We start from the raw sequence: 24,086 nt of genomic DNA, 5'->3' as shown, positions 1-24,086 counted from the left end.
ATCATGAAATATCAATCGCAAAAAGTGGCGCTGGCCTATTTCGTCTGCGCGATGGCGTTGTTCGGCATCCAAGTGCTGGGCGGGCTGCTTGCAGGCTGGATTTACGTTTCGCCCAACTTCCTGTCGGAACTGTTGCCCTTCAACATTATTCGCATGATTCACACCAATGCGCTGATCGTCTGGCTGCTGCTGGGCTTTTTCGGAGCCGCTTACTTTCTTGTGCCCGAGGAATCGGAACGGGAACTCTACTCGGTCAAACTGGCCTACCTGCAACTGATCATCTTGATGGTCGGCACGCTGGGCGCAGTTGGTTCGTACCTAGTGGGCATCCACGGCGGGCGCGAGTTCCTTGAACAACCGCTTTGGGTTAAATTTGGCATCCTCGTCGCGGCGCTGATCTTCTTGTTCAACATCTCGATGACGGTGTTGGCGGGCAAGAAGACGGCCATCACCAATGTGTTGCTGATGGGGCTTTGGCTGCTGTCGCTGTTGTGGATTTTCGCCTTCATCAACCCCGACAACCTGTCCCTGGACAAAATGTACTGGTGGTTCGTGGTTCACCTCTGGGTGGAAGCCACATGGGAGTTGGTTATGGCCGCAATCCTAGCCTTCCTGCTGCTAAAGTTGACGGGTGTGGACCGTGAGATTGTGGAGAAATGGCTCTACGTCATCGTCGCCACAGCGCTGTTCTCCGGCATCCTTGGCACAGGTCACCACTTCTACTGGATCGGCTTGCCGGGTTACTGGCAATGGGTGGGTTCTATCTTCTCGACTTTCGAGGTGATCCCGTTCTTCCTGATGATGAGCTTTGCCTTTGTCATGGTCTGGAAGGGCCGCAAGAACCATCCCAACAAGGCCGCGTTGCTGTGGTCTTTGGGCTCGTCCACCGTGGCGTTCTTCGGGGCTGGGGTCTGGGGCTTCTTGCACACGTTGCATGGCGTCAACTTCTATAGTCACGGCACGCAAATCACTGCTGCCCACGGTCACCTGTCGTTCTACGGGGCTTACGTAGCGCTGAACCTTGCAGTCTTCACCTATGCGATGCCGATGCTTCGCGGTCGGGAGCCTTACAATCAGGTGCTCAACATGGCGAGCTTCTGGCTGATGACAGGCGGCATGGCGTTTATGACCTTTGTTCTGACCTTTGCTGGTACGATCCAGACGCATATGCAGCGGGTCGTCGGTGACTACTACATGGAAGTCCAAGACAGCTTGTCGATCTTCTATTTGATGCGCTTTGGCGCGGGGTTGGCTGTGGTGATCGGCGCACTGTTGTTCATCTATTCGATCTTGGTCGTGCGGAAGGATGAGATCATCGCACCTGGCCCGGCCAACCCAGTTCCAGGAGAGTGAACATGAATATCGCAACCACTCCGACACTGCCGTTCTATCAGTCCACCGCGCAAGAGTGCGACCTGTTCGAAACGGCTTATGAAAACGGTTTGCCCCTTCTTTTGAAGGGGCCGACCGGCTGCGGCAAAACTCGCTTCGTGCAATACATGGCGGCGCGATTGGGCAAGCCTCTTTATACAGTTGCATGTCACGACGACCTGTCCGCCGCCGATCTGATCGGGCGCTACCTGCTTAAAGGCGGGGAGACGGTTTGGGTCGACGGCCCGCTGACTCGCGCTGTGCGTGAGGGCGGTATCTGCTACCTCGACGAAGTGGTTGAGGCCCGTAAGGACGTCACTGTCGTGCTTCACCCGTTAACAGATACGCGCCGCACGCTGATGATCGACCGGACGGGTGAGGAATTGGTTGCGCCGAAGGGCTTCATGTTGGTGGCCAGCTATAACCCTGGCTATCAGAACGTCCTGAAGCGCCTGAAGCCATCTACACGGCAAAGGTTTTTGTCGATCTCCTTCGACTTCCCCAAGCCGGAAACGGAAATTGCGGTCGTCTCTCAGGAAAGCGGTCTGGAACCCGGTCGTGTGGCACCTTTGGTGCGGCTTGCAGGGCATATCAGGGCTTTGTCTGGCATGGATCTGGAAGAGGGCGTCTCAACCCGTCTTTTGATCTATGCGGCGACGCTTATGGCAGGTGGGATGGGCGTCAATCAGGCGCTGGAAGCCGCAGTTATCGAGCCACTGAGCGACGAGCCAGACGTTCAACTGGCGCTGCGCGACCTCATCGCCACAATTTACGGATAAGCAGGATGCACCTTCTTGATCTCATGGAACCCGAAGAAACCGTCGGCAACCTATGGCACGATATGGCCAGCGGGATCGGGGCGGGGGTCACGCATCCCGAGGCGGGTGTATCGCTCGCCTCGGTCCGGCCAAGCCTTGCGGTGCTGTTTCGTGCGCTTGGTGGTGCTCAAGGGGTCGAACTGGGGGAGGCGAGTATCACCGTGTCCCAGCACCGTCAGCCGTTGCGACGCAAGCTTGGGGCGGAACGCGACCGTGAATGGGTGGCGCGTTTTGACGGTGAACGCCTGTCGCTCCCTCCAATGATTGCGGCCTTTCCCGACCGCGCCTTGAACCGCGCGGCCTATTTCTGGCTAACGGCTTTGGCAGCAGTCAGTGAGGTGTCGACCTTCGATTTGGCATGCGACGGCCCGGCGCTGGACGGCGCGCAAATTCGCGCCAACGCCGTGGCCGCCGATGCGGCATATGCTGCGTGCCCCGGTTTGAGGGAAACTTACGCGAAAATGGCCGATCTGTGCGTGGCCACGCGCCCTGATGTGGTCCGGCCTGCACAAGAAGCGATTTTGGAGACGGCAATTCGGGACCAGCTTTGTGGCGGGGCACCTGTCTTTGCGACCGATCCGGCTCCACGCGGCTATATGCCATTCGCGCCGGTGCCGATTTGGCTGCATTTTGCGCTCCCTGGGTCGGGCGTGGCAGCAACCGACGAACAGGCTGATCCTGCGACACCGCCACCGAGCGCTGCGCTGACGTCGCGCAAGCTGGGGGTGCGCAAGGATCAGGACCAGCAAAACCGCAAAGACAGCTTCATCATTCACCGCTTCGAGTCGATCCTGTCATGGGTGGAGTCGATGAACATCAACCGCAGTGTGGACGATGACGACGACGAGAACGCCCAAAAAGCGGCGGACGATCAAGACACCATCACATTGTCCAAGCAGGACCGCAAAGCGGCGACGCGCCTGCGTCTGCATCTGGATTTGTCACCATCAGATGCAGATCATGAGGCACTGGCAGGCACCCATACCTATCCGGAATGGAACCACCGCAGCCGCAGCTACATGGAGGACCATTGCCGCGTTCTGGATGCACCGGCACTGCCTGACGCGCAGCCTTACCGCCCCGATCCGCGACGAATTCGCGAGGTGCGTCGCCAATTCGAAGCGCTTCGGCCGCGCCGCATCTTGCAACCGCGCCAAGTTGACGGGACCGAGTTGGATTTGGACGCGCTTCTCAGCGCGTGCGCTGATCTGGTGGCAACGGGACGGGGCAGCGACCGCATCTGGCAATCCGCGCGTCAAATAGAACGGGACTTGTCTGTCGCGTTCCTGATCGACACATCGCGCTCAACCGAGGCCGCAATCGGCGATACCAGCGTGATCGAAGTGGCCCGCGAGGCCATGGCCGCCCTAGCTGCGGGCATTGATGCGGCTGGGGACCGTCTGGGTATCTGGGGGTTCTCCTCTTTGCGACGCGATCGCGTGTTTCTGACGCGCTGCAAGGAGTTCCACACCCCGATGAGCGACGAGATCACGGCCAATATCGGCGCGTTAAAGCCCGGTCACTATACGCGCTTGGGCGCGGCGATCCGGCATGTTTCGGCGCAGCTTGCCGATCAGCCCAGCGCGCGAAAGCTTCTGATTGTGTTGACTGATGGCAAACCCAACGATCTTGACCATTACGAAGGGCAGCACGGAATAGAAGACAGCCACATGGCTGTGCGCGAAGCGCGGCGCGCAGGGCTTAGTTTGCATGGTGTCGTCATCGACGAAGACGGGCAGGATTGGTTTGCCAGAATTTTCGGGCGTGGTGGCTTCACACTATTGCCCCATCCCGAGCGCCTGACACGGGCGCTCCCCGACATTTACCGCACTTTAACGCAGGAGACATGAAATGCGTATTTTGACCGTCCTTTTCGGGGTTGTCGCCATGCCGGCCTTCGCCAGCAGCTTTGATCGTCCAATCCCACAGCCGCAATCCGCCACGGCCGAGTTCTGGTTTGCCCTCAGCAGTCTGGCGCTAATTGCCGCGCTGGTCCTCGTGCAACGACTGGTTTCGCGAAAATGACACGCTCGGGCTGGTCCACGCCGCAGATTGCGCTGGCTCTGTACCCTTTCGGTGCGGGCGCTGCAGCGGTGAACGTCTTTTTCGCCTCCCTGATCTTTAGCTGGATAGGCGGGCCGGTGGCGTCCTCTGCTTGGTCGATCGGGTTGGGGTGTCTAATCGGGCTTCCGGCCACATGGTATTTCGCCCGACATATCCGCCATTTGATGGATGTGTCAGATGGCCGCGACACACAGTAGGGATTATTAGGCATGGCGCTTTCATCGGCAGAACAGATGCGCGCGTGGCAGGGTCCGGCGCTGTTTAGCTTCGGGTTCCGACCGTTCTTTCTATTTGGGGCGGTTTGGGCAGCACTCGCCATGATGATCTGGATCGCATCCTTGTCAGCTGTGATCGCGTTACCCTCGCGGTTCGATCCGGTCTCGTGGCACGCGCACGCCTTTCTCTTCGGCTATTTGAGTGCGGTATTGGCAGGGTTCTTGCTGACCGCAGTCCCCAACTGGACGGGGCGTTTGCCGATGGTCGGATGGCCCTTAGCAGCCCTGTTTGCGTTGTGGTGCCTCGGGCGATTGGCGGTCACGATATCGGCGCTTTTGCCTTATGCGGTCGCACCGGTTCTGGACCTCGCCTTTCCGCTGGTGCTGGGTGCAGTGATCCTGCGCGAGATCGTAGCGGGGAAAAACTGGCGCAACCTGATGGTGCTAGGGTTGTTGGCGGTGTTTACGCTCGCCAACGGGCTGTTCCATTATGAGGCTGCACGCGGGGATTATGCAGCACAAGGCATCGGGCTGCGGTTGGGACTTGCGACTGCCTTGATGATGATCGGTCTTATCGGAGGGCGGATTATACCGTCCTTCACGCGAAACTGGCTGGTGCGCATCAAGCACGACGCACGTCCGACACCACCGATGCAACGCTTTGACAAGCTCACTCTGCTGGCGAGTATCGCAGGACTTCTTGTCTGGGTGAGAGCGCCAGATGCCGTTGTCACAGGCGTAGCACTGGTAGCGATCGGACTTGCGCATTTGGTGCGGTTGGCGCGTTGGGAGGGGCAACATAGCGGCTCTGAGGCATTGGTCTGGGTCTTACATATCTCCTACATGTTTATCCCATTGGGGGCTTTGGCCTTAGGGGCAGACATCCTGATGGGCATCAAAGGGCAAGCCCCGGCTCAGCACTTATGGATGGCGGGGGCAATTGGTTCGATGACGTTGGCCGTGATGACACGCGCTACTCTGGGACATACTGGGCGTGATTTGCATGCGGGTCCTGCAACTTTAGCTATCTATATTGCGCTGCTGGGGGCAGTTCTGGCGCGCTTAGGGGCCGGAATGCTCCCGGGTTTGACAGAGCTGGCAGGAGTCTTATGGGTCTTTGCTTTTGGCGGCTTTGCCGTGGTCTATGGTCCACTTCTGCTGCGGCCCAAAACGAAGGGATAACCGATGACTTGGACAGGGTTTGCCTCGGTCTTTGCCGCGTTTTTCATAACCCATTCGATCCCCGTGCGCCCAGCGATCAAATCGCGCATCGTGGCTAAAATTGGCAGTCGGGGGTTCGGGCTGGCCTATTCCACCTTATCGCTTGGGATGCTGGCGTTGCTTATTTGGGCAGCAGGGCAGGCCCCTTATCAACAGCTCTGGCCACAGATGCCTTGGCAGCGTCACGTCGTTCATCTGGGCATGTTGATAGTATGTCTGGTCCTGGCATTGAGCATCGCGCGACCCAACCCATTTTCGTTCGGGGGCAAACACAATGACAAGTTCGACCCGATGCGACCGGGGTTGATCCGGTGGACGCGACATCCGATCTTGCTGGCGCTGGCACTTTGGGCTGGGCTGCATCTGTTGCCCAATGGTGACCTTGCGCATGTGCTGTTGTTTGGAGTTCTAGCTGGCTTTGCCATTGCCGGTCGGTGGTTGATCGATCGCAGAAAACGCCGCGAGATGGGGGAGGGGGTGTGGATCGCGCTAAAGGAGCAATTGGCACAATCGCCTATGTTCTATCGCGATGTTCAGTGGTCTGGCCTCATCTTCCGCTTGGCCTTGGCAATTACGGCCTACACGCTATTGATCCTAGCGCACCCCGTCGTGATCGGCGTACCGGCGCTGTAGGGCAAGCAAGGGATGAATGGTGGAGAGAAAAAGAGTCCGGATTGTTCTGCGGCCACTTGATAGAAAAGACTTCAGCCTGACAATCCGAACATGGTTCACCCTGTCAGCACCCGTATACGGCCTGATACACAGCTGCGAAGCCAGCACTGTCCAGCGTCTGGCTTCAATACCCAAAGAACATCCAAGCCGCTTCTTGACACTAGCGGTTCAACGAGATGCACAGGGTACGAAAAGCACTTTTCACAGCAAATGGATGGTCGAGCCGTGGAGCACTGGGCCAGGCTCTGCCTACCTTACCTCTCAGGTATCCGAAGCGAGAATATAGTATGGCTCTCGGTTGATCGAACATCCAGACTTCCATCATGCGCTTTGGCGATTTCGGAGGCTATATAGAGGCCCAGCCCCAACCCAATTTGATCGCCATGATTGTTGCTTCTTACAAATGGATCAAACAGCCTTTCGATCGCACAGGGCGGAATAGGCGGGCCATAGTTTTTAACGCTCAACTCAAAATAGTTATCAGCTGATTTTCTGGCAACAACATGGATCGGTCGTTTCGGGTCACCGTAGGTAATCGCGTTGCCTAGGAGATTTGACAAAAGTTGGCCAAGACGGGGCACATCGCATTTCACGTCATCGGCATTGCGAAGATCAAGTAACACGTCCCGGTCTGGGTGCACGGAACGCAGTTCAGCGACGACCTGTTCGATCTCACTTTCCAGTGTCGCCCCCTCCGAAAGAGTCAGATTGATCCCATCGCCCAAGCGGTTACGCGCAAAGTCCAAGATGTTGTCGATCAAGAGCGACATTCGCTGAATGCTGCCTCTGGTCAACGTGACGATGCGCTCGTTTTTCTCGCTCAGTGTCTCCCTCGAGAGAATGTTCATTGCAGAAGCGATCGAGGCCAAGGGGTTGCGCAGGTCGTGACCCAGTATCGCGATGAACTGCTCGCGAAGCTCGCCTTCACGTTGAGACGAAGTCAGTAGGGTTTCGGCTTCGACCTTGGCTTTGGCAAGGTCGCGCTCAAAGGCACGTCGGGCGTCTGCCAGTAAGAAAACGAAGGTTGTAACAGTGTTCTCTCCAGAGCCGCTAACCCCTGCGCTGAGCAATACAGGCGTCTTCGCGCCTTCACTGTTCACGAGATCAAGACTTGCTCCGTCGATTTGGCCTTTAAGGGTTAAAAGTGGCACGATACTGGTTTCAAAGACGATCATGCTGGCCTTGGAAAAGAGTTTCGCCAAAGGCGTTCCGCACAAATCAGCGGCAGATAACCCCAACCATTCGCCCAATCTCTCATTCGCCACGAGGACGGTTCCGAGATGATCAGTTTTGAGCACGCCGCAAGGCGCGCTTGACTGCATCAACGCCTCGTCAGAAAGCACTCCAGTATCAGACATCACACAAAATCGCGAATTGCGGAGATAACTTCTTCGGGCGCAGTCAGATTGGGACAATGGCCGGAGGCATTCAGCATAACGAGTTGGCTTCCCGGAATTTTGTCACGCACATAAGCCCCCACGCGCTCGGAGGCGATAATATCATTCCGGCACTGAAGGATAAGTGTTCTTGCGGTGACGTTCGGCAAATCATCGCGGTTGTCGGATGTGAATGTGGCACGGGCAAATCCGGTCGCAATATCGGGGTCGAGCTTGCAAATACTCTGGGCCAATTCCTCGCCGTGCTCGGGTTTGTCGGGATTGCCGACGATCATCGGAGCCATTGATGCAGACCATGCAAGCGGGTTTTCCTCTAACGAGGCAAGAAGGTCCTCTATGTCCTCTGCGCTGAAGCCGCCTTCATAATCGTCATCGTCGATATAGCGCGGAGAGGGGCCGACTAAGATTAAAGTTGAAAATATGTCTGGTCTTGCGGCGCTTGCCAGCGCGCCGATCATTGCACTGACAGAGTGCCCGACTAAGATACCTTCCCTGATGCCGAGTTCATCGGCAATTTCAACCACGTCTGCGGCATAGCCGTTCAAGGTAGCGTACTTTGCGGGGTCGTAAGCTTTGCTGTCAGAGCCGCCGGATCCAACATGATCAAAGGCAACAACTGTAAACGTGTCTTCGAAGTGCGGAGCCACGTTCCGCCACATCGATTGATCGCACCCAAATCCATGGGCAAACACCATCGAACGGGCACCGGAGCCCGAGATTTTTACGTTGTGCCGTGCGACTGCACTCATGTTCTTTCCAATCAACCCCGGAAAGGTGTGAGGGACTATATATAGCACGTCGGACGCTTTCCAAGCCCTTCGTTCTCTTAAGCAACGTGTTGGGCCCATGTGCTTTTGCTTGAGCGATCGTTCAACCATCGCGCAGCATTCCCCCGATGCTGTTGGTCGCGGGTCGAACAAAAAGGTGCTGTCGGAGGCACGCCTGAATGCCTGCTACTGCACCCAGAGATGGCCCGCATGGACTGAGTTGACCTGAGTCAAACGCGCTGCGCAAATAACTGTATTAAAAGAATGGAAAATTTTGGCGGAGAGACAGGGATTCGAACCCTGGGAACCCTCTCGAGCTCAACGGTTTTCGAAACCGTCCCGTTCGACCACTCCGGCACCTCTCCGCAAAGGCTGAATTGTGATCAGGTGGGCGGGGTTTAGCGGGCAACTTCGTTCGCTGCAAGCCCATCTGTGACGTTTTCCGCGCAAGGGTTCGCCACTCTCAATAAATTCATCCGCGGGGCCATTGTAGCAAACACAGCGGGGGCTTATCGTTGGCTCGAAGCATGCCCAAAGGAAACGCAATGCGCCTACTTACTGTTACCTTCACCGTATTGATGCTTTCGGCTGCGTCCGTCTCCGCCCAGAGTGCTTCGATTATCGAGCGCTACTTCACCGCGTTGGATATGGATACAGTGTTCGAGGTGTTGCGCGACGAGGGCGTGGAAGCCGGTCAGGACCTTTCCAGCAACGATGGTGTGACCCTGTCACCGGCATGGACCGCGCGGCTAAAGCGCATCTACGATCCGCAAAAGGCAAAGGTCGCATTTCTGGAAGGCATGAAAACCGTCGAAGGGATCGAGGAGTCAGAAGCCGCCGTGGTCTTTTTCGAAAGTGATTTGGGTAAGCGCATTGTGCAGATTGAGATCGACGCGCGCAAAGCGCTGAACTCCGACGCGGGGGAGGCGGCAGCGGCCGCCAACGTGGCAAAGCTGCGCAAAGACGACCCCGCGCTGTATCTGATGTATCAGGAATTCATCAAGGCGAACGATCTGATTGAAAGCAACGTGGCAGGCGCCCTGAACTCCAATCTGGCCTTCTACCGCGGCATGGCGACCAATGAGAACTATGCGGAAGGTCTTTCAGAGAGTTTCATGCTGAATTCCGTCTGGGAGCAGGAGCCGGAAATCCGCAAGGAAATGGAAGATTGGACAATCAACTTTTCCTCGGTGGCTTATAGCGGACTGAGCAAGGCGGAGTTGCAGCGTTATATCGACATCTCGAAAACGCCTGCCGGACAGCGGCTCAACACGGTGCTGTTCGCAGGGTTTGACCAGATGTTCGAGGAGCAAAGTTATGAGTTGGGGCGCGCGACGGCTGAATTCATGATTGGCGAAGACACTTAATTGCCATGGACCATGAGGCTAACTGTCAAAGCCTCTGGGTCATTGCTGAGGTTCGGGTCTCGGGCGAGGATTGCGCTCAGGTCAGCGTGTTTGGCATTTGGAACGCGGGCTAGGGCATAGCTTTCCAATAAAGCTGGGCCGCTACCATTCTGAATGTCCCGGCGCAAGGTCTCGAAGTTTGTGGTCACGTAGGTTTTGACGCGCTTTCGCCTTGAGTTGTAGTGGGCGTTTTGGACGGCGTTTCCGACGGCATAGGCGGGCAAAAATACGGGGTTTGGCACGTGAGACGGCGTGTTTGTGCTACATCCAGCAAACGCCAAGCAGATAAAGGCGAAAGAAGCGCGGATTAACCGCCGGAGCCTGTTGACAGAGATGCGCATTTCCAACATAAGCCCGCATCTGCGCATGGTGCGTGGATTTTTGCAATGACGTCCCGATCCGGGGGCGCGCTGTCCGAGGTGGCCCGAACGGGCCCATGAACGCCGCGAAATGCGGGGCCACAGGACGCGGAAGATAAAAGGGTATGCGATATGTTCGCGGTTCTAAAAACCGGCGGCAAGCAGTATAAAGTCGCTTCAGGCGACGTTCTGCGCGTCGAAAAGCTGGACGCCGCCGCTGGCGACAAAGTCCAATTCAACGAAATTCTGATGGTTGGCGGCACTGTTGGTGCTCCGTTGGTTGAAGATGCAGGCGTTCAAGCTGAAGTCATCGACCAGATCAAAGGCGTTAAAACGATCAACTTCGTGAAGCGTCGTCGTAAGCACTCGTCCAAGCGGACGAAGGGCCACCGTCAGCAACTGACGCTGCTCCGCATCACCGACATCCTTGAAAAAGGCGCAGGCAAGTCCGGCGTTAAAGCTGCTGTTGGCGGCGCAGGCGTGTCTGTTGCTGCTCTGGAAGCTGCTGCACCTGCAAAGAAAGCCAAAGCTGCTGCCAAGCCAGCCGCGAAAGCTGAAAAAGCTGCCGCCCCGAAGAAAGAGGCTGCACCGAAGAAAGCCGCTGCGCCTAAGAAGGCTGCTGCAAAAGCTGAAGGCGCGGACGATCTGACCCGCATCAGCGGTGTTGGCCCAGTGATCGTGAAGAAATTGCACGACCTTGACGTCACAACATTCGCCCAGATCGCAGCATGGACCCCAGAGGACATTGCTGATATGGACGAGAAACTGAATTTCAAAGGCCGCATCGACCGGGACAACTGGCTCGAGCAGGCTGCAGAACTCGCTAAAGGTTAAGGAGAAGCACAATGGCACATAAAAAAGCAGGTGGTTCATCCCGGAACGGTCGCGACTCAGCAGGTCGTCGTCTTGGCGTGAAAAAATTTGGCGGCGAAGCTGTCATTCCTGGCAACATCATCGTGCGTCAGCGCGGCACTGTTAAGTGGCCGGGCGAAGGCGTTGGCATGGGCAAAGATCACACGATCTTCGCAACTGTTGAAGGCAACGTTAAATTCCACAAAGGCCTGAAAGGCCGCACCTTCGTGTCGATCGTCCCGGTGGCGGAGGCCGCCGAGTAACCGAGACCCACAAGGTTTGAAAAATTTGAGGGATCGGTTGAAAAACCGGTCCCTTTTTCTTTTGCAACGTTAGGGCAGGCTATGAGCGTCGCCGCTGCATCATTTGCGATTTTTGCTGCGTCCCAGGTGGGCACGCCGGGGCCTGCCAATATGGCCCTGATGGCGACAGGTGCGCGATATGGGCTGCGGGCCGCATTACCGTTTGTTGCGGGCGTTGCACTGGGCAAGCAGCTGGTGATCTGGCCGGTGGGCTTCGGGTTGATGCAGCTGGCAGAAACCGCGCCCTGGGTCTTCGGCGCGCTGAAATGGGTGTCGGCGGGGTATATCATCTGGCTGGCTTGGCGGGTGGCAAATTTGCGCCTGAGTACCAATATAGAGGCAAAGGCACCGGGATTTGCGGCCGGATTGATTGTCCACCCGTTGAACCCCAAAGCATGGGCGATGATTACCGCGGGCTTTACGGCGTTTACCGAGCCCGGTACATCAACTTTTGAGGCAACTCTTACAATCGCCCTGATTTTGTTGACTGTGCAACTCATTTTGCACCCAATTTGGACCTATGGAGGCGAGCGCATTGCGCGCAGCGTGGCAGGCAAGCCAGCTGAAAGATATTTGATGTGGACCTTAGCGGCACTGACCGTCGCTAGCGTCCTTTTTGTACTATTTGCGGGAGGCAGATAATGAGTTTTCAAGGCACATATACCCAGCCAATCATTGAGGCTGACGGGTTTTCGTTGCGACCACTTCGGCGTGATGACGCGGGGCAAATTGGTCTGTACGCCGCAGATGCACGGATTGCTAAGGCGACATCTTCGATACCGCATCCATTGCCGCCCGGCACAACCGAAGGCTTCATAGAGCGTTCTTTGTCCGAAGACCGGCAAGAAGATGTCTGGGTAATTGATCCGTCTGAGGACGGCTCTCAGGTGCTTGGCTTGATCGGATTGAACCGAATGGACCGTGAGCAGTCAGAGATCGGATATTGGGTCGCCCCGCAACTTTGGAACAATGGTTTGGCGTCCAAGGCGGTCGAAGCATTGGTCGCAGCTAACCCACAGGCCTGCCGGACGCTGTTCGGCTCTGTTTTTCAGGACAACCCAGCCTCCGCGCGGGTTCTGACCAATGCAGGGTTCGAATATATTGGCGACGCAGAAACGTTCTCGGTTGCGCGTGATGCAACGGTGCCAACGTGGACCTATATCAAGAAGCTGGATTGAGCGTAGCGGACGGGTGCGCTAAGCCTGCGCCAATTCGCTTGAAAGGCCAAAGACAATGAAATTTCTCGACCTGACGAAGGTATATGTCCGCTCTGGTGGCGGCGGCGGCGGGAGCATCAGTTTCCGGCGCGAGAAATATATCGAGTATGGCGGCCCCGATGGTGGTGATGGCGGCAAGGGCGGCGACGTCATCGCCGAGGCGGTCGACGGGCTGAACACCCTTATTGATTTTCGTTATCAGCAACACTTTTTTGCCAAGTCGGGGCAGGGTGGCATGGGCCAACAACGCACCGGCAAGAGCGGCGACGACATCGTCCTGCGCGTGCCAGTGGGCACCGAGATCCTTGATGAGGATGAAGAGACGGTGATCGCCGATCTGACTGAAGTCGGCCAACGTGTCGTGCTGGCACAGGGCGGTAATGGCGGTTGGGGAAACCTGCACTTCAAATCCGCGACCAACCAAGCCCCACGGCGCGCGAACCCCGGCCAGCCGGGGGTAGAGCGCACCTTGTGGCTGCGCCTGAAGCTGATCGCTGATGCGGGCCTTCTGGGACTTCCGAATGCAGGTAAGTCGACCTTCCTAGCCGCGTCGTCTAATGCGCGTCCCAAGATTGCGGATTATCCGTTCACTACATTGCACCCTAATCTCGGGGTCGTTGGTGTGGACAATGCCGAATTCGTCATGGCTGACATTCCGGGTCTGATTGCGGGCGCGTCCGAAGGTAAGGGCATTGGCGACCGTTTTCTTGGCCATGTGGAACGGTGTTCGGTGCTGCTGCATCTGGTTGATGGCAGCTCTGAAACCGTGGCCGAAGATTATCACACGATCATTCAGGAGCTTGAAGCCTATGGCGGCGAGCTTGCGGATAAGCCGCGTGTCACCGCGCTCAACAAGATCGACGCGCTGGATGAGGAAGAACGTGCCACGAAGAAAGCCGAACTTGAGGCTGCGTGCGGTGGCAAGGTGCTGTTGATGTCCGGTGTCTCTCGCGAGGGGCTGGTAGAGGTTTTGCGTGCCGTGCGGGCCGAGATTCAGGAGGATCGTCTGCGGATAGCAAAAGGCAACGAGGAGCCTGAGCCGTGGCGCCCCTAACACCTCATCTAAAGGACGCGCGACGGATCGTTGTCAAAATCGGATCTGCGCTGTTGGTCGACCGTGCGACGGGTGCGTTGCGCGAGGAATGGCTGCGCGCGCTGGCCCTGGACGTTTTGCGCCTGAAGCAACGGTCGCAAGACGTGGTGCTGGTGTCGTCAGGCTCTATCGCGCTTGGGCGCACGGTGCTTGGTTTGGGCTCTGGCCCGCTGCCATTGGAACAATCCCAAGCTGCTGCGGCTGTGGGCCAAATCCGACTTGCCCGTGCGTATGAAGAGGCTCTGGCGCCCCATGAGGTTACGACAGCGCAGGTTCTCGTGACACTTGAGGACAGCCGTGACCGGCGCCGATACCTGAACTCCCGTGCCACGCTGGAACAGCTGTTGAGCATGGGCGTGGTGCCTATTGTGAACGAGAACGACACTATAGCCACGGATGAAATTCGTTATGGCGACAATGACCGTCTCGCGGCGCAGGTGGCAGTGACTGTTGGCGCGGATCTTGTGGTTTTGCTTTCGGATGTGGACGGGCTTTATACTGCCAATCCGAATGAGAATCCGTCCGCCGAGCGGCTTGAAGTTATTAAGGAAATCACCCCGGAGATCGAAGCGATGGCGGGGGATGCGGGGTCTGGCCTTTCCAAAGGCGGGATGAAAACCAAAGTCATGGCTGCCAAAACTGCGATGGCGGGCGGGGCTGCGCTGGTGATTATGGAGGGATCTGTCACGGGACCACTTCAGGCTTTGGAAGATGGTGCCAATGCCAGCTGGTTCTTGCCGCAGACCGACCCTCAGTTGGCGCGCAAGCGCTGGATATCCGCGATGAAGCCGAATGGTAGTCTGACACTGGATGCCGGTGCGGTGTCTGCGCTTGGACGCGGTAAGTCCCTTCTGCCGGCCGGCATCGTGCGGGTAAGCGGGCAGTTTGATCGTGGTGATCTGGTGTCACTGCACCGCCCAGACGGCACGACGATTGGTGTTGGTCTGTCGCGCTACACCGCTGAAGAAGCGGAGCAATTGAAAGGCCACCAATCCACCGAGATTGTGGACATCCTTGGCTACCCCGGGCGCGCTGCCCTTGTGCACCGCGACGACATGGTGCTCTAAACTTCCTCTAGAACATCCTGAAGGCCCGAACCCATGACACAAACCGACGCAAACATTCCTGCTCTGATGGCTGAGATTGGTCGCAAAGCCCGCGCTGCCGCGGCGGAATTGTCCTTTGCAACGGCCGAACGAAAGCACGCGGCGCTTGTCAGCGCAGCCGAGGCCGTTTGGGACCGCCGCGCTGAGATTATCGAAGCCAACACACTTGATCTGGAGTTCGGTCGCGAGAAAGGTCTGTCTCCTGCCATGATGGACCGGTTGATGTTGGACGAAGATCGCATTCGCGCCATGCAGGATGGGCTGCGTGCAGTGGCTGATCAGATTGATCCTGTCGGCGAAGTCATTGCAGAATGGGATATGGCGTCAGGCCTGCATATCAAGCGCGTGCGCACGCCGCTCGGGGTGATTGGCGTGATTTATGAAAGCCGTCCTAACGTGACGGCCGATGCCGGGGCGTTGTGCCTGAAGGCGGGCAATGCGGTGATCCTGCGGGGCGGCTCGGAAAGTTTCCATTCCTCCACTGTTATCCATGACTGCCTTGTCAAAGGTTTGCGAGACGCTGGGCTGCCCGAAAGCGCGATCCAACTGGTGCCCACGCGTGATCGGGCGGCAGTGTCGGAAATGCTGACGATGACCGACTGTATCGACGTTATCGTGCCCCGTGGCGGCAAAGGGCTTGTGGGGCTTGTCCAACGCGAAGCCCGCGTGCCGGTATTTGCGCATCTTGAAGGCATCGTTCACATCTATATCGACAAGGCCGCAGACCCCGTCAAAACCCTGAATGTCGTGCTGAATGCCAAGACACGCCGCACCGGAATTTGCGGCGCGGCAGAATGCTTGTTGATCCACGAAGATGTGGTCGAAACGATAGGGCAAGGCGTGATCCGCGCGTTGCTAGACAAGGGTGTGACAGTGGATGCCGACATGAAACTGTCGTCTATCGATGGGACAACGCCTGCTGACGAAAGCCACTGGGGGCATGAGTTTTTGGATATGGAAATCGCCGCGAAGACCGTTGCGAGTGTTGAGGAAGCGATGGATCACATCCGCCAATATGGCTCCAATCACACGGACTGCATTATGACCGAGGATCAGGCCACGGCCGACTTGTTCCTGTCGCGCCTTGATAGTGCGATCCTGATGCATAATGCCTCGACCCAATTCGCGGATGGCGGTGAGTTCGGCATGGGCGCTGAGATCGGGATCGCCACGGGCAAGATGCACGCGCGTGGCCCGGTTGGTGCGGAACAGCTGACGTCGTTCAAGTATATCGTGACGGGTGATGGCACCGTACGCAGCTAGATGGAAAGCTGCGTCGTCGGCTGTCCCTAACCGAAGGGTTAATTTTGCTCCATAGAGATCAGATCATGACAGAGCAAACTTTAAGGGGCGCGCCCGATGCTTGAGGCTGTTATTGACGGTATTCCACTGCCCGTACTGATCGTCTCGCAGAACCGGCATATTACCACGGCAAATCAAGGTGCCGTCGAGATGTTCGGGCGGGATATTTCAGGTTCGAACGCGATCTCGCTGCTCAGGCAGGGGCCAACGGTCGCCGCGATTGAAGGGGCCTTGGATGAGGGCAGGGCAGGCTCCGCACGGTTTTTGCTGTCAGGCGTTTCGGGCGAGAGCCCCTATTTGTGCAAGGCCAACCCTTTGCCGGACCGCTCTGCGGTTGTCAGCTTCGAGGATCAGTCTCGGCTTGAGGGCAGCGAGCTCATGCGGCGCGATTTTGTGGCCAATATCAGCCACGAATTGCGTACGCCTTTAACGAGTTTGATGGGCTTTATCGAGACTTTGCGCGGGCCTGCGCGCGGTGATGTGGACGCTCATGACCGATTTCTGGGGATCATGGAGCAAGAAGCCCAGCGGATGAACCGAATGGTCAGCGATCTGCTGTCGTTGAGCCGTGTTGAGGTGGATGAACGTGTCTGGCCCCGAGATGAGGTCGATGTCTCCGCCGTGCTTCGTTCGACCATTGCGACCCTAGAGGGGAAGCTTTCAGATTCGGGGATCGCTATTGATGCGGAAAATTTAACGGAGTGTTTTCCAGTGCGCGGGGATCGTGACCAACTTACCCAGTTGTTCCTGAACCTGATCGAGAATGCGATCAAGTATGGCGGCGGCGACAAAACCATTCATGTCGGCGTCAAGAAGGTCCAGCGGGATCAGGCTCTGCGTCAAGCAGCGATCCAAGTTGATATTCGTGACCAAGGCGTTGGAATCGATCCCATTCACATCCCGCGTTTGACCGAGAGATTTTACCGCGTAGATGACCATCGGTCACGTGACCTAGGGGGAACTGGGCTTGGTTTGGCGATAGTTAAACATATCGTCAACAGGCACCGTGGGCGAATAAAAATCACGTCTGAACAAGGTGTTGGAAGCTGTTTCTCGGTAATTTTGCCCGCTGTCGGGTGAATAAATTTCGGCACGCTCGGTGTTTGTCATGAAGGTGTTACAAAAGGTTCACAAAAGGTCAGCATGACGGTTCTAGATCGTCGGTCATGCGCTGCCGCCAAGGGGGTGGGGCGCGCTGAAATGACTTAAAGGAGTGACCCTATGTCGTTCGTCAAAACCGTGGCCTCAGCCGCAATCCTTGCCGCCGCAGCCGCGTCCGCTGCTGATGCCCGTGACCAGATCCGCATCGTCGGTTCTTCCACCGTATTCCCATTCTCGACCGCTGTTGCAGAGCAATTCGGTCGCTCCACCGACTTCCAAACGCCAGTTGTTGAATCGACCGGTTCCGGCGGCGGTATCAAGCTGTTTTGCGCCGGTGTTGGCACCGAGCATCCAGACATCACCAACGCGTCGCGCCGCATGAAGGCGAAAGAGTTCAAACTCTGCGCAGACAATGGCGTAACCGAAGTCACTGAAGCCGTTGTTGGCTTTGACGGTATCGTTATTGCCAATGCCAAAGGCGGCCCGTCACTTTCCGTTACTCGCGAGCAACTGGTGATCGCATTGGCCGCCCAGGGCCCATTGCCAGAAATGTGGTCCGATGTTGACCCATCGCTGCCAGCGATCAAAATCGAAGTGCTTGGACCACCCCCGTCATCCGGGACGCGTGATGCGTTCGAAGAGCTGGTTATGCACGAAGGCTGCGAAGGCGCAGGCATCGCGTGCGACGGCATCACTATCCGCGAAGACGGAGCCTATATTGAAGCTGGCGAGAACGACAACCTGATCGTCTCCAAGCTGGAAGCCAATCCAAACGCAGTTGGTGTGTTTGGCTTTTCGTTCCTCGATCAGAACTCCGACAAGCTGCAAGGCGCCGTTGTGGACGGCATCGAGCCAACCTTCGAGAATATTGCCGACGGCGCGTATCCTGTGGCCCGCTCGCTGTATTTCTACATCAAGAACGCTCATGTCGGCGTGATCCCTGGATTGCAGGAATACGCCAACGAGTTCATGTCCGAAGCCGCCGCTGGTGAAGAAGGCTATCTGGTCGACAAGGGTCTTATCCCACTGCCGGAAGACGAGTTCGAGACCATTTCAGGTAACGTGCAATCGCTGACCAAGATGACAGGTAACGAGTGGAACTAAGCCTATGGCTTAAGTAATCAGGGCAGGGGCGGCACCAAGGTGCTGCCCCTGCTGCTCGACGCAAGACCTACAGATTTCCTTCGGGGGACGGATGCTGATACTCACTTTCTTCGCGATCCTGGCGCTGGCGCTTGCGTTCTTTTTTCTCGGCCGCCGCCGTGCTCTTGCCGTGGTGCAGGGCGAAGTTCGCCAGCTTCATTCCCGTCCGAACTTTCACGGTGCGTTGGCACTGCTGGTGTCCGCCATCGCTGGCATCATTGTACTGGTGGTGGTCGGTCTGCTGTGGGGGGCTTGGGTTGAAAGCGCGCTGACCTCTTCCATTCTCGACGCGCAGCCTGAGTTGTCGCCGATCGAGGCCGAACTGGTCCTCTCGGACGCCCGCGCTCTTGCCAGCGGGGGCATTGCATCCAGAACTGATGCGCTGCGCGAAGATATTGCCCAACAGGTTTCCGCCGCAGAACGACTTCATCAATGGGGCACTATCGCACTGTCGGTTGTCGCCGCAGTTTCTGCTGGCATCTGGGCCTTGGGGAAAATCGCTCCGGACTGGAGGGCGCGCAACCGTTCCGAGACAATCATCGGGCGGATTTTGATGCTGACAGCGGTGATCGCGATCCTGACCACGGTCGGCATCGTGATGTCTTTGATTTTCGAGACGATCAACTTTTTCAACAACATTGACTGGCAGGTCCATAAGTTCCTGTTCGGGACAACCTGGTCCCCGTTGTCCGGCGTCCAGGCTGGCAAGCTTGATCCCGATAAGGTCGGGGCGATACCGCTGTTTGCCGGCACGTTGATGATCACTGTCATTGCCATGCTGGTCGCTGTTCCGATCGGGCTGCTTTCCGCGATATACCTGTCTGACTTTGCCGGACCAAAGGTGCGTGCATGGGCCAAGCCGATGCTGGAGCTGCTGGCCGGTATTCCGACAGTTGTTTATGGCTTCTTCGCGGCGATCACGCTTGCGCCGTTTATTCGAAATTCCGGCGAGGCCATTGGTCTAACCATCGCATCCGAGAGCGCCTTGGCAGCGGGGATTGTTATGGGGATCATGATCATCCCGTTCATCTCCTCCCTCTCGGACGATGTGATCAATGCGGTACCGCAAAGCCTGCGTGACGGATCCTACGGGTTGGGCGCGACAAAAGCGGAGACCATTCGCCAAGTTGTCTTGCCGGCCGCATTGCCGGGGATCGTGTCTGCTGTGTTGCTAGGGATTTCCCGCGCGGTTGGCGAGACGATGATCGTGGTAATGGCCGCAGGGCAGGGGGCGAACCTGACTGCCAACCCGCTGGAGGCCGTGACCACGGTGACCGTGCAGATCGTCATGCTGATCACCGGCGACACAGAAGCGTCGACAGCCGCAGGTCCTGCCTTCACGTTGGGGTTCACATTGTTCTGCGTGACCTTGCTTATGAACATCGCTGCGCAACGTGTCGTGCGCAAATATCGCGAACTTTACGACTAAGGGGCCTGGCAAATGGTTGATATGACAGCATTGACAGGCGGCCACACCGGCGAGGCCTCGACCAAACGGGTTCGAATGCGCCGTGCCGCCGAGACGCGCCTAAAGGCCTATGGCATCATCGCGTTGGCACTGGCGGCAGCCGCGCTGGTGGCCCTGTTGGGTTCGGTCTTCACCAAAGCAGGTGGTGCGCTGACGGAAACCTACCTGACGCTCCCCATTACCTTGGATGCCGCAGAGCTTGATCCGGACGGCACCAATGATCCGGCGATCATTCGTCGCGCGGATTTTTCGGGGTTGAGCAAGGATATGCTGAAAGAGCAGTTTCCGAATGCGAAAAGCCGCAGCGCACGGCGAGATTTGTATGACCTGATTTCTGCGGGGGCTGCATTTGAGCTTGCAGATAAGGTTTCTGCTGATACCTCGCTGCTTGGTCAGACGATCAACTATCCGTTTCTCGCATCCGATGTGACTGACCTTTACCTCAAGGGCTCGTTTGGCGCGTTCGTTTCAAAACCGGTCGAAGGCAACCTGACCCTCACGCAAGACGGCGAAAAGTATCTCGTATCCTCGACCGCAGATGATTTCACCAAGGCATTGGAACGCGTGAAAGAAGGTCTGATTGTCGAGGCCGACAAGGTCCGCGGTCAGGCGCGTTTGCAAAACAACGGGGTGGTGGAATTCGAGCGCCGCGCAGAGGCAGCTGAGACTGCCGAGGAGCGCGAGAAGAACACACAGCTGGCCACGGCCCGCGCCGCAGCGCGCGACGCGCTTTTGGCGGCGGCGGATGACCTAGAAGCTCGTGCGGCTGCCCCTGGTGGGGATGAAACATTGGGGGAGCACAATCGATCCGTACTGATCAATGTTGCAGATGGTTGGCTGAAGATGACACGCATCACGCCGAATGGTGGCGTTGCAGAGGCTGTTATCCCGATGGCGCGTGACGTCTCGGCGTCCAACAGTTGGGGGCTTTACACGACCGACCTGCCCGAGGAATCGCGCAAGGTGTCCGATCTTCAAATCATCTGGATCGAGGAATTGAAATCGCAGGGCAGGGTGGATGTGGTTTTCAACAGCCGCTTCTTCACCGCCGGCGACAGCCGCGAGCCCGAGTTGGCCGGCATTTGGGGGGCTGTGGCGGGGTCGTTCTGGACGATGCTTGTCACCTTCCTGCTGGCCTTTCCGACGGGTGTTCTGGCGGCGATCTATCTTGAGGAATTCGCGCCCAAGAACAAGCTGACCGACTTTGTCGAGGTCAACATCAACAACCTTGCTGCGGTTCCATCGATTGTGTTCGGCCTGCTGGGACTTTCGGTGTTCCTTGGGGTGTTCGGAGTGCCGAGGTCCGCGCCATTGGCGGGCGGTATCGTTCTGGCCTTGATGACCTTGCCGACGATCATTATTGCCTCTCGCGCCGCAATCCGCGCCGTGCCACCGTCAATCCGCGACGCGGCTGTAGGCCTTGGGGCATCGCCCTTGCAGGCCACGTTCCACCACGTCTTGCCACTTGCGATGCCCGGCATCCTGACCGGCACGATCATCGGGATGGCGCAGGCTTTAGGGGAAACAGCACCGTTGATCATGATCGGGATGGTGGCTTTCATCGTCGATATTCCCGGTTCGATCACAGACAGTGCCAGCGTGTTGCCGGTGCAGGTATTCCGCTGGTCCGACTTCCCGGAACGCGCCTTTGAGGCCCGAACCTCGGCGGCGATCTGCGTCCTTTTGCTTTTCCTAGTGGTCATGAACGCCATCGCTGTGTTCCTGCGAAAACGGTTTGAAAGGCGGTGGTAAAAGATGCTCGATACAACTCAGACACTTCAGACGGAGCGGACCATGTCCAAAGATATCAAGATTAGCGCCAAGGGCGTGGACGTGTTCTATGGCGACACGCACGCCATCAAAGGCGTGGACGTGGAGATCGAGAACAAAGCCGTGACGGCATTTATCGGCCCATCTGGCTGCGGGAAGTCCACCTTCCTGCGCTGTATAAACCGAATGAATGACACGATCGACATTTGCCGCGTGACGGGTGATATCCTGCTCGAGGGCGAAGATATCTATGCCAAGTCGGTCGATCCGGTGCAACTGCGCGCCCGTGTTGGTATGGTGTTTCAAAAGCCGAACCCGTTTCCAAAATCGATCTATGACAATGTGGCCTACGGACCGACGATTCACGGATTGGCGAAGAACAAAGCGGAACTTGATGAAATTGTTGAACAATCCCTGCGTCGCGCCGCGATCTGGGACGAGGTGAAAGACCGCTTGCACCAGCCCGGAACAGGCCTTTCTGGCGGGCAACAGCAACGCTTGTGTATCGGGCGCGCGATTGCCACTGCGCCAGAAGTTTTGCTGATGGACGAGCCATGTTCAGCGCTTGACCCGATTGCGACCGCACAGGTCGAGGAACTGATCGACGAACTGCGCGCAAATTACACCGTCGTCATCGTAACCCACTCTATGCAACAAGCTGCGCGCGTGAGCCAGAAGACGGCGTTCTTCCACTTGGGCGACCTTGTAGAATACGGCGACACCAACAAGATTTTCACCAACCCCGAAGACAGCCGCACCGAGAGTTACATCACCGGCCGGATCGGGTAGGGAGCTTAAAACAATGATGGACCAAGGACATATCGCCTCCGCTTTTGATCGTGATTTGGAAGCCGTACAGGCCCTGATCATGAAAATGGGCGGCTTGGTGGAAACTGCGATTTCCGACTCTGCACGTGCGCTAGAGATGCGCGACACCGAACTTGCTGAGCAAGTGCGCAAGAACGACAAGCTCATCGACGCGCTGGAAGAACAGGTCGCATCTGAAGTCGCACGTGTGATCGCTGTGCGATCGCCCGCGGCGGGTGACCTGCGAACAGTGCTATCAGTGCTCAAAATCTCGGGCAATCTGGAGCGCATGGGCGACTATGCCAAAAACCTCGGCAAGCGCACATCTGTCTTGTCTGAGATGCCAGCAGTCACAGGGGCAGGCGGCTCCTTGCGCCGCATGACACAACTGGTGAACCTGATGCTTAAAGACGCATTAGACGCCTATATCCAACGCGATGTCGCCTTGGCAGAGGATGTGCGCCAGCGGGATACGGATGTGGATCAGATGTACAACGCGCTGTTTCGCGAGTTCCTGACTCATATGATGGAAGACCCGCGCAACATAACTGCTTGTATGCATCTACATTTTATTGCGAAGAACGTGGAGCGTATGGGTGATCACGTCACCTCGATTTGCGAGCAAGTGATATATCTCGTGACCGGTGCCTTGCCAGATGAAGATCGCGAAAAGCAAGATAGAACCTCAACGGACAGCGCTATAGGTCAAGTTTAAGATGTCCACGCAACCTATTGTTCTTGTGGTTGAAGATGACCCGTCGCAGCGCGAAGTGCTGGCCTATAATATTCGGGCCGAAGGGTATCAGGTTGAAACTGCAGCAAATGGAGACGAAGCGCTTCTGCGTGTTCAGGAATATGCTCCGGATGTCGTCGTTCTGGATTGGATGCTTCCCAACGTCTCTGGCATCGAAATCTGTCGTCAAATGAAGGCCAAGCCTGAAACGCGCGGCATTCCGGTGATCATGCTATCAGCGCGCTCTGAAGAAGATGACCGTGTCCGAGGCCTTGAAACTGGCGCAGACGACTATGTGGTAAAGCCGTATTCGGTGGCGGAACTTCTGGCCCGCATTCGCACTCAGCTCCGTCGCTCGCGACCGTCTAGTGTGGGGCAAAGGCTCGAATTCGATGATCTGGTGATGGATATCGAGGAGCATCGCGTTTTCAGAGACGAGGTGCAGTTGAAGCTTGGGCCGACCGAGTTTCGTCTTCTGGCGACCTTTATGGAACGACCCGGTCGCGTTTGGTCGCGTGAGCAGCTTCTGGATCGTGTCTGGGGCCGAGACATCTATGTTGATACGCGGACTGTCGATGTTCATGTCGGCCGATTGCGCAAAGTTCTGTGTTCAACTGGGGGCGATGATCCAGTCAGGACGGTGCGCGGCGCGGGCTATGCACTAGGCTGAGACTTTGGATTGTTCATATATTTTAATGCCTTGTGATAACTTTGTGATGTAAGGCGCACTTTTTGATCCAATCATATGTTACATAATACTGATTACAAGCATTAAGGGTGTGTGATACCGGGGCGCCCCGATTTACATATGCCTGCCATCCGCGTGCCAACTTTTAGATCGCATGTTTCGCACCCTCTCGATGGTTTGATCGCCGGGCTCATGCTCTGGTTTCCGAGCACCC

The 24,086-nt window shown here is 57.0% G+C and carries 25 protein-coding genes and 1 tRNA gene; 22 read left to right on the top strand and 4 right to left on the bottom strand.

From position 1 onward, the window contains the following. Positions 1–3 precede the first annotated feature (3 nt). From BM352_RS12815 to BM352_RS12785, 7 genes are read left to right on the top strand one after another with little or no spacing between them, the layout of a single operon-like run. A complete protein-coding gene (locus tag BM352_RS12815; protein ID WP_090217435.1) occupies positions 4–1,353 on the top strand; it encodes a cbb3-type cytochrome c oxidase subunit I in 1,350 nt (449 codons plus the stop codon). A 2-nt stretch (positions 1,354–1,355) separates the two neighbouring features. Further along, a complete protein-coding gene (locus BM352_RS12810) occupies positions 1,356–2,150 on the top strand; it encodes a CbbQ/NirQ/NorQ/GpvN family protein (protein ID WP_090217433.1) in 795 nt (264 codons plus the stop codon). Between the two features lie 5 nt (positions 2,151–2,155). Next, a complete protein-coding gene (locus BM352_RS12805; protein WP_090217430.1) occupies positions 2,156–4,039 on the top strand; it encodes a nitric oxide reductase activation protein NorD in 1,884 nt (627 codons plus the stop codon). 1 nt (position 4,040) lies between these two features. Next, a complete protein-coding gene (locus BM352_RS12800) occupies positions 4,041–4,214 on the top strand; it encodes a protein NnrT (RefSeq protein WP_090217428.1) in 174 nt (57 codons plus the stop codon). Next, a complete protein-coding gene (locus BM352_RS12795; protein WP_090217423.1) occupies positions 4,211–4,450 on the top strand; it encodes an NnrT protein in 240 nt (79 codons plus the stop codon). The genes BM352_RS12800 and BM352_RS12795 overlap by 4 nt, the downstream gene beginning before the upstream one ends. A gap of 12 nt (positions 4,451–4,462) precedes the next feature. Then, on the top strand, positions 4,463–5,650 hold the full coding sequence (locus BM352_RS12790; protein ID WP_090217420.1) for an NnrS family protein: 1,188 nt from the start codon (positions 4,463–4,465) through the stop codon (positions 5,648–5,650). Between the two features lie 3 nt (positions 5,651–5,653). Then, positions 5,654–6,322, top strand: coding sequence for an NnrU family protein (locus BM352_RS12785; RefSeq protein ID WP_090217418.1), 669 nt, complete (start codon positions 5,654–5,656; stop codon positions 6,320–6,322). 293 nt (positions 6,323–6,615) lie between these two features. On the opposite strand, the gene BM352_RS12780 is transcribed toward BM352_RS12785, so the two are convergent. From BM352_RS12780 to BM352_RS12770, 3 genes are all read right to left on the bottom strand, one after another. Next, positions 6,616–7,719 carry a sensor histidine kinase gene (locus BM352_RS12780; RefSeq protein ID WP_090217415.1) on the bottom strand — a complete coding sequence of 368 codons (1,104 nt, stop codon included), beginning with the start codon at positions 7,717–7,719 and terminating at the stop codon, positions 6,616–6,618. Further along, the gene (locus BM352_RS12775) at positions 7,719–8,507 is read right to left on the bottom strand and encodes an alpha/beta fold hydrolase (protein WP_090217413.1); all 789 of its coding nucleotides are present in this window, start codon (positions 8,505–8,507) and stop codon (positions 7,719–7,721) included. Before BM352_RS12775 ends, BM352_RS12780 begins: the two co-directional genes overlap by 1 nt. 293 nt (positions 8,508–8,800) lie before the next feature. Next, positions 8,801–8,890 (bottom strand) — tRNA-Ser (locus BM352_RS12770). Between the two features lie 180 nt (positions 8,891–9,070). Here BM352_RS12770 and BM352_RS12765 point away from each other — a divergent pair. Further along, positions 9,071–9,892, top strand: coding sequence for a DUF2059 domain-containing protein (locus BM352_RS12765; RefSeq protein ID WP_090217410.1), 822 nt, complete (start codon positions 9,071–9,073; stop codon positions 9,890–9,892). Here BM352_RS12765 and BM352_RS12760 read toward each other — a convergent pair. Beyond that, a complete protein-coding gene (locus BM352_RS12760) occupies positions 9,889–10,173 on the bottom strand; it encodes a hypothetical protein (RefSeq protein WP_139229830.1) in 285 nt (94 codons plus the stop codon). The two genes, BM352_RS12765 and BM352_RS12760, sit on opposite strands and share 4 nt — an antisense overlap. Positions 10,174–10,422: 249 nt before the next feature. Between BM352_RS12760 and BM352_RS12755 the strand changes: the two genes are divergently transcribed. The 14 genes from BM352_RS12755 (at position 10,423) to phoB (ending at position 23,854) form a co-directional block, all read left to right on the top strand. Beyond that, the gene (locus BM352_RS12755) at positions 10,423–11,124 is read left to right on the top strand and encodes a 50S ribosomal protein L21 (protein WP_090217405.1); all 702 of its coding nucleotides are present in this window, start codon (positions 10,423–10,425) and stop codon (positions 11,122–11,124) included. A gap of 11 nt (positions 11,125–11,135) precedes the next feature. After that, positions 11,136–11,405 carry a 50S ribosomal protein L27 gene (gene rpmA / locus BM352_RS12750; protein ID WP_090217402.1) on the top strand — a complete coding sequence of 90 codons (270 nt, stop codon included), beginning with the start codon at positions 11,136–11,138 and terminating at the stop codon, positions 11,403–11,405. 81 nt (positions 11,406–11,486) lie between these two features. Next, the gene (locus tag BM352_RS12745) at positions 11,487–12,086 is read left to right on the top strand and encodes a LysE family translocator (RefSeq protein WP_090217400.1); all 600 of its coding nucleotides are present in this window, start codon (positions 11,487–11,489) and stop codon (positions 12,084–12,086) included. Further along, positions 12,086–12,622, top strand: a complete 537-nt coding sequence (locus tag BM352_RS12740; RefSeq protein WP_090217397.1) for a GNAT family N-acetyltransferase — start codon at positions 12,086–12,088, stop codon at positions 12,620–12,622. Before BM352_RS12745 ends, BM352_RS12740 begins: the two co-directional genes overlap by 1 nt. 55 nt (positions 12,623–12,677) lie before the next feature. Next, entirely contained in the window at positions 12,678–13,715 is a 1,038-nt protein-coding gene (gene obgE, locus BM352_RS12735) for a GTPase ObgE (protein ID WP_090217394.1), read from the top strand. Beyond that, the gene (gene proB / locus BM352_RS12730) at positions 13,703–14,821 is read left to right on the top strand and encodes a glutamate 5-kinase (RefSeq protein WP_090217391.1); all 1,119 of its coding nucleotides are present in this window, start codon (positions 13,703–13,705) and stop codon (positions 14,819–14,821) included. Before obgE ends, proB begins: the two co-directional genes overlap by 13 nt. A 33-nt stretch (positions 14,822–14,854) precedes the next feature. Further along, positions 14,855–16,123 carry a glutamate-5-semialdehyde dehydrogenase gene (locus BM352_RS12725; RefSeq protein WP_090217388.1) on the top strand — a complete coding sequence of 423 codons (1,269 nt, stop codon included), beginning with the start codon at positions 14,855–14,857 and terminating at the stop codon, positions 16,121–16,123. A gap of 96 nt (positions 16,124–16,219) precedes the next feature. Beyond that, the gene (locus tag BM352_RS12720; RefSeq protein ID WP_090217385.1) at positions 16,220–17,242 is read left to right on the top strand and encodes an ATP-binding protein; all 1,023 of its coding nucleotides are present in this window, start codon (positions 16,220–16,222) and stop codon (positions 17,240–17,242) included. 141 nt (positions 17,243–17,383) lie between these two features. After that, positions 17,384–18,367, top strand: coding sequence for a PstS family phosphate ABC transporter substrate-binding protein (locus BM352_RS12715; protein WP_090217383.1), 984 nt, complete (start codon positions 17,384–17,386; stop codon positions 18,365–18,367). Positions 18,368–18,458: 91 nt separating this feature from the next. Then, positions 18,459–19,835, top strand: coding sequence for a phosphate ABC transporter permease subunit PstC (gene pstC, locus BM352_RS12710; protein WP_090217381.1), 1,377 nt, complete (start codon positions 18,459–18,461; stop codon positions 19,833–19,835). 12 nt (positions 19,836–19,847) lie between these two features. Next, positions 19,848–21,626, top strand: coding sequence for a phosphate ABC transporter permease PstA (gene pstA / locus BM352_RS12705; RefSeq protein WP_090217379.1), 1,779 nt, complete (start codon positions 19,848–19,850; stop codon positions 21,624–21,626). A 42-nt stretch (positions 21,627–21,668) separates the two neighbouring features. Continuing rightward, positions 21,669–22,433, top strand: a complete 765-nt coding sequence (pstB, locus tag BM352_RS12700; protein ID WP_245780987.1) for a phosphate ABC transporter ATP-binding protein PstB — start codon at positions 21,669–21,671, stop codon at positions 22,431–22,433. A 13-nt stretch (positions 22,434–22,446) separates the two neighbouring features. Beyond that, positions 22,447–23,166 (top strand): phosphate signaling complex protein PhoU, encoded by a 720-nt coding sequence (gene phoU / locus BM352_RS12695; protein WP_175500678.1) that lies wholly within the window; start codon positions 22,447–22,449, stop codon positions 23,164–23,166. A 1-nt stretch (position 23,167) separates the two neighbouring features. Further along, a complete protein-coding gene (phoB, locus tag BM352_RS12690; RefSeq protein WP_090217373.1) occupies positions 23,168–23,854 on the top strand; it encodes a phosphate regulon transcriptional regulator PhoB in 687 nt (228 codons plus the stop codon). Positions 23,855–24,086: the final 232 nt, after the last annotated feature.

Origin of the sequence: Litoreibacter janthinus (assembly GCF_900111945.1) — a bacterium.
GTDB lineage: Bacteria > Pseudomonadota > Alphaproteobacteria > Rhodobacterales > Rhodobacteraceae > Litoreibacter > Litoreibacter janthinus.
Note: the sequence above shows the minus strand (reverse complement) of the source record. Positions and strands in the feature narration are given on the sequence as shown.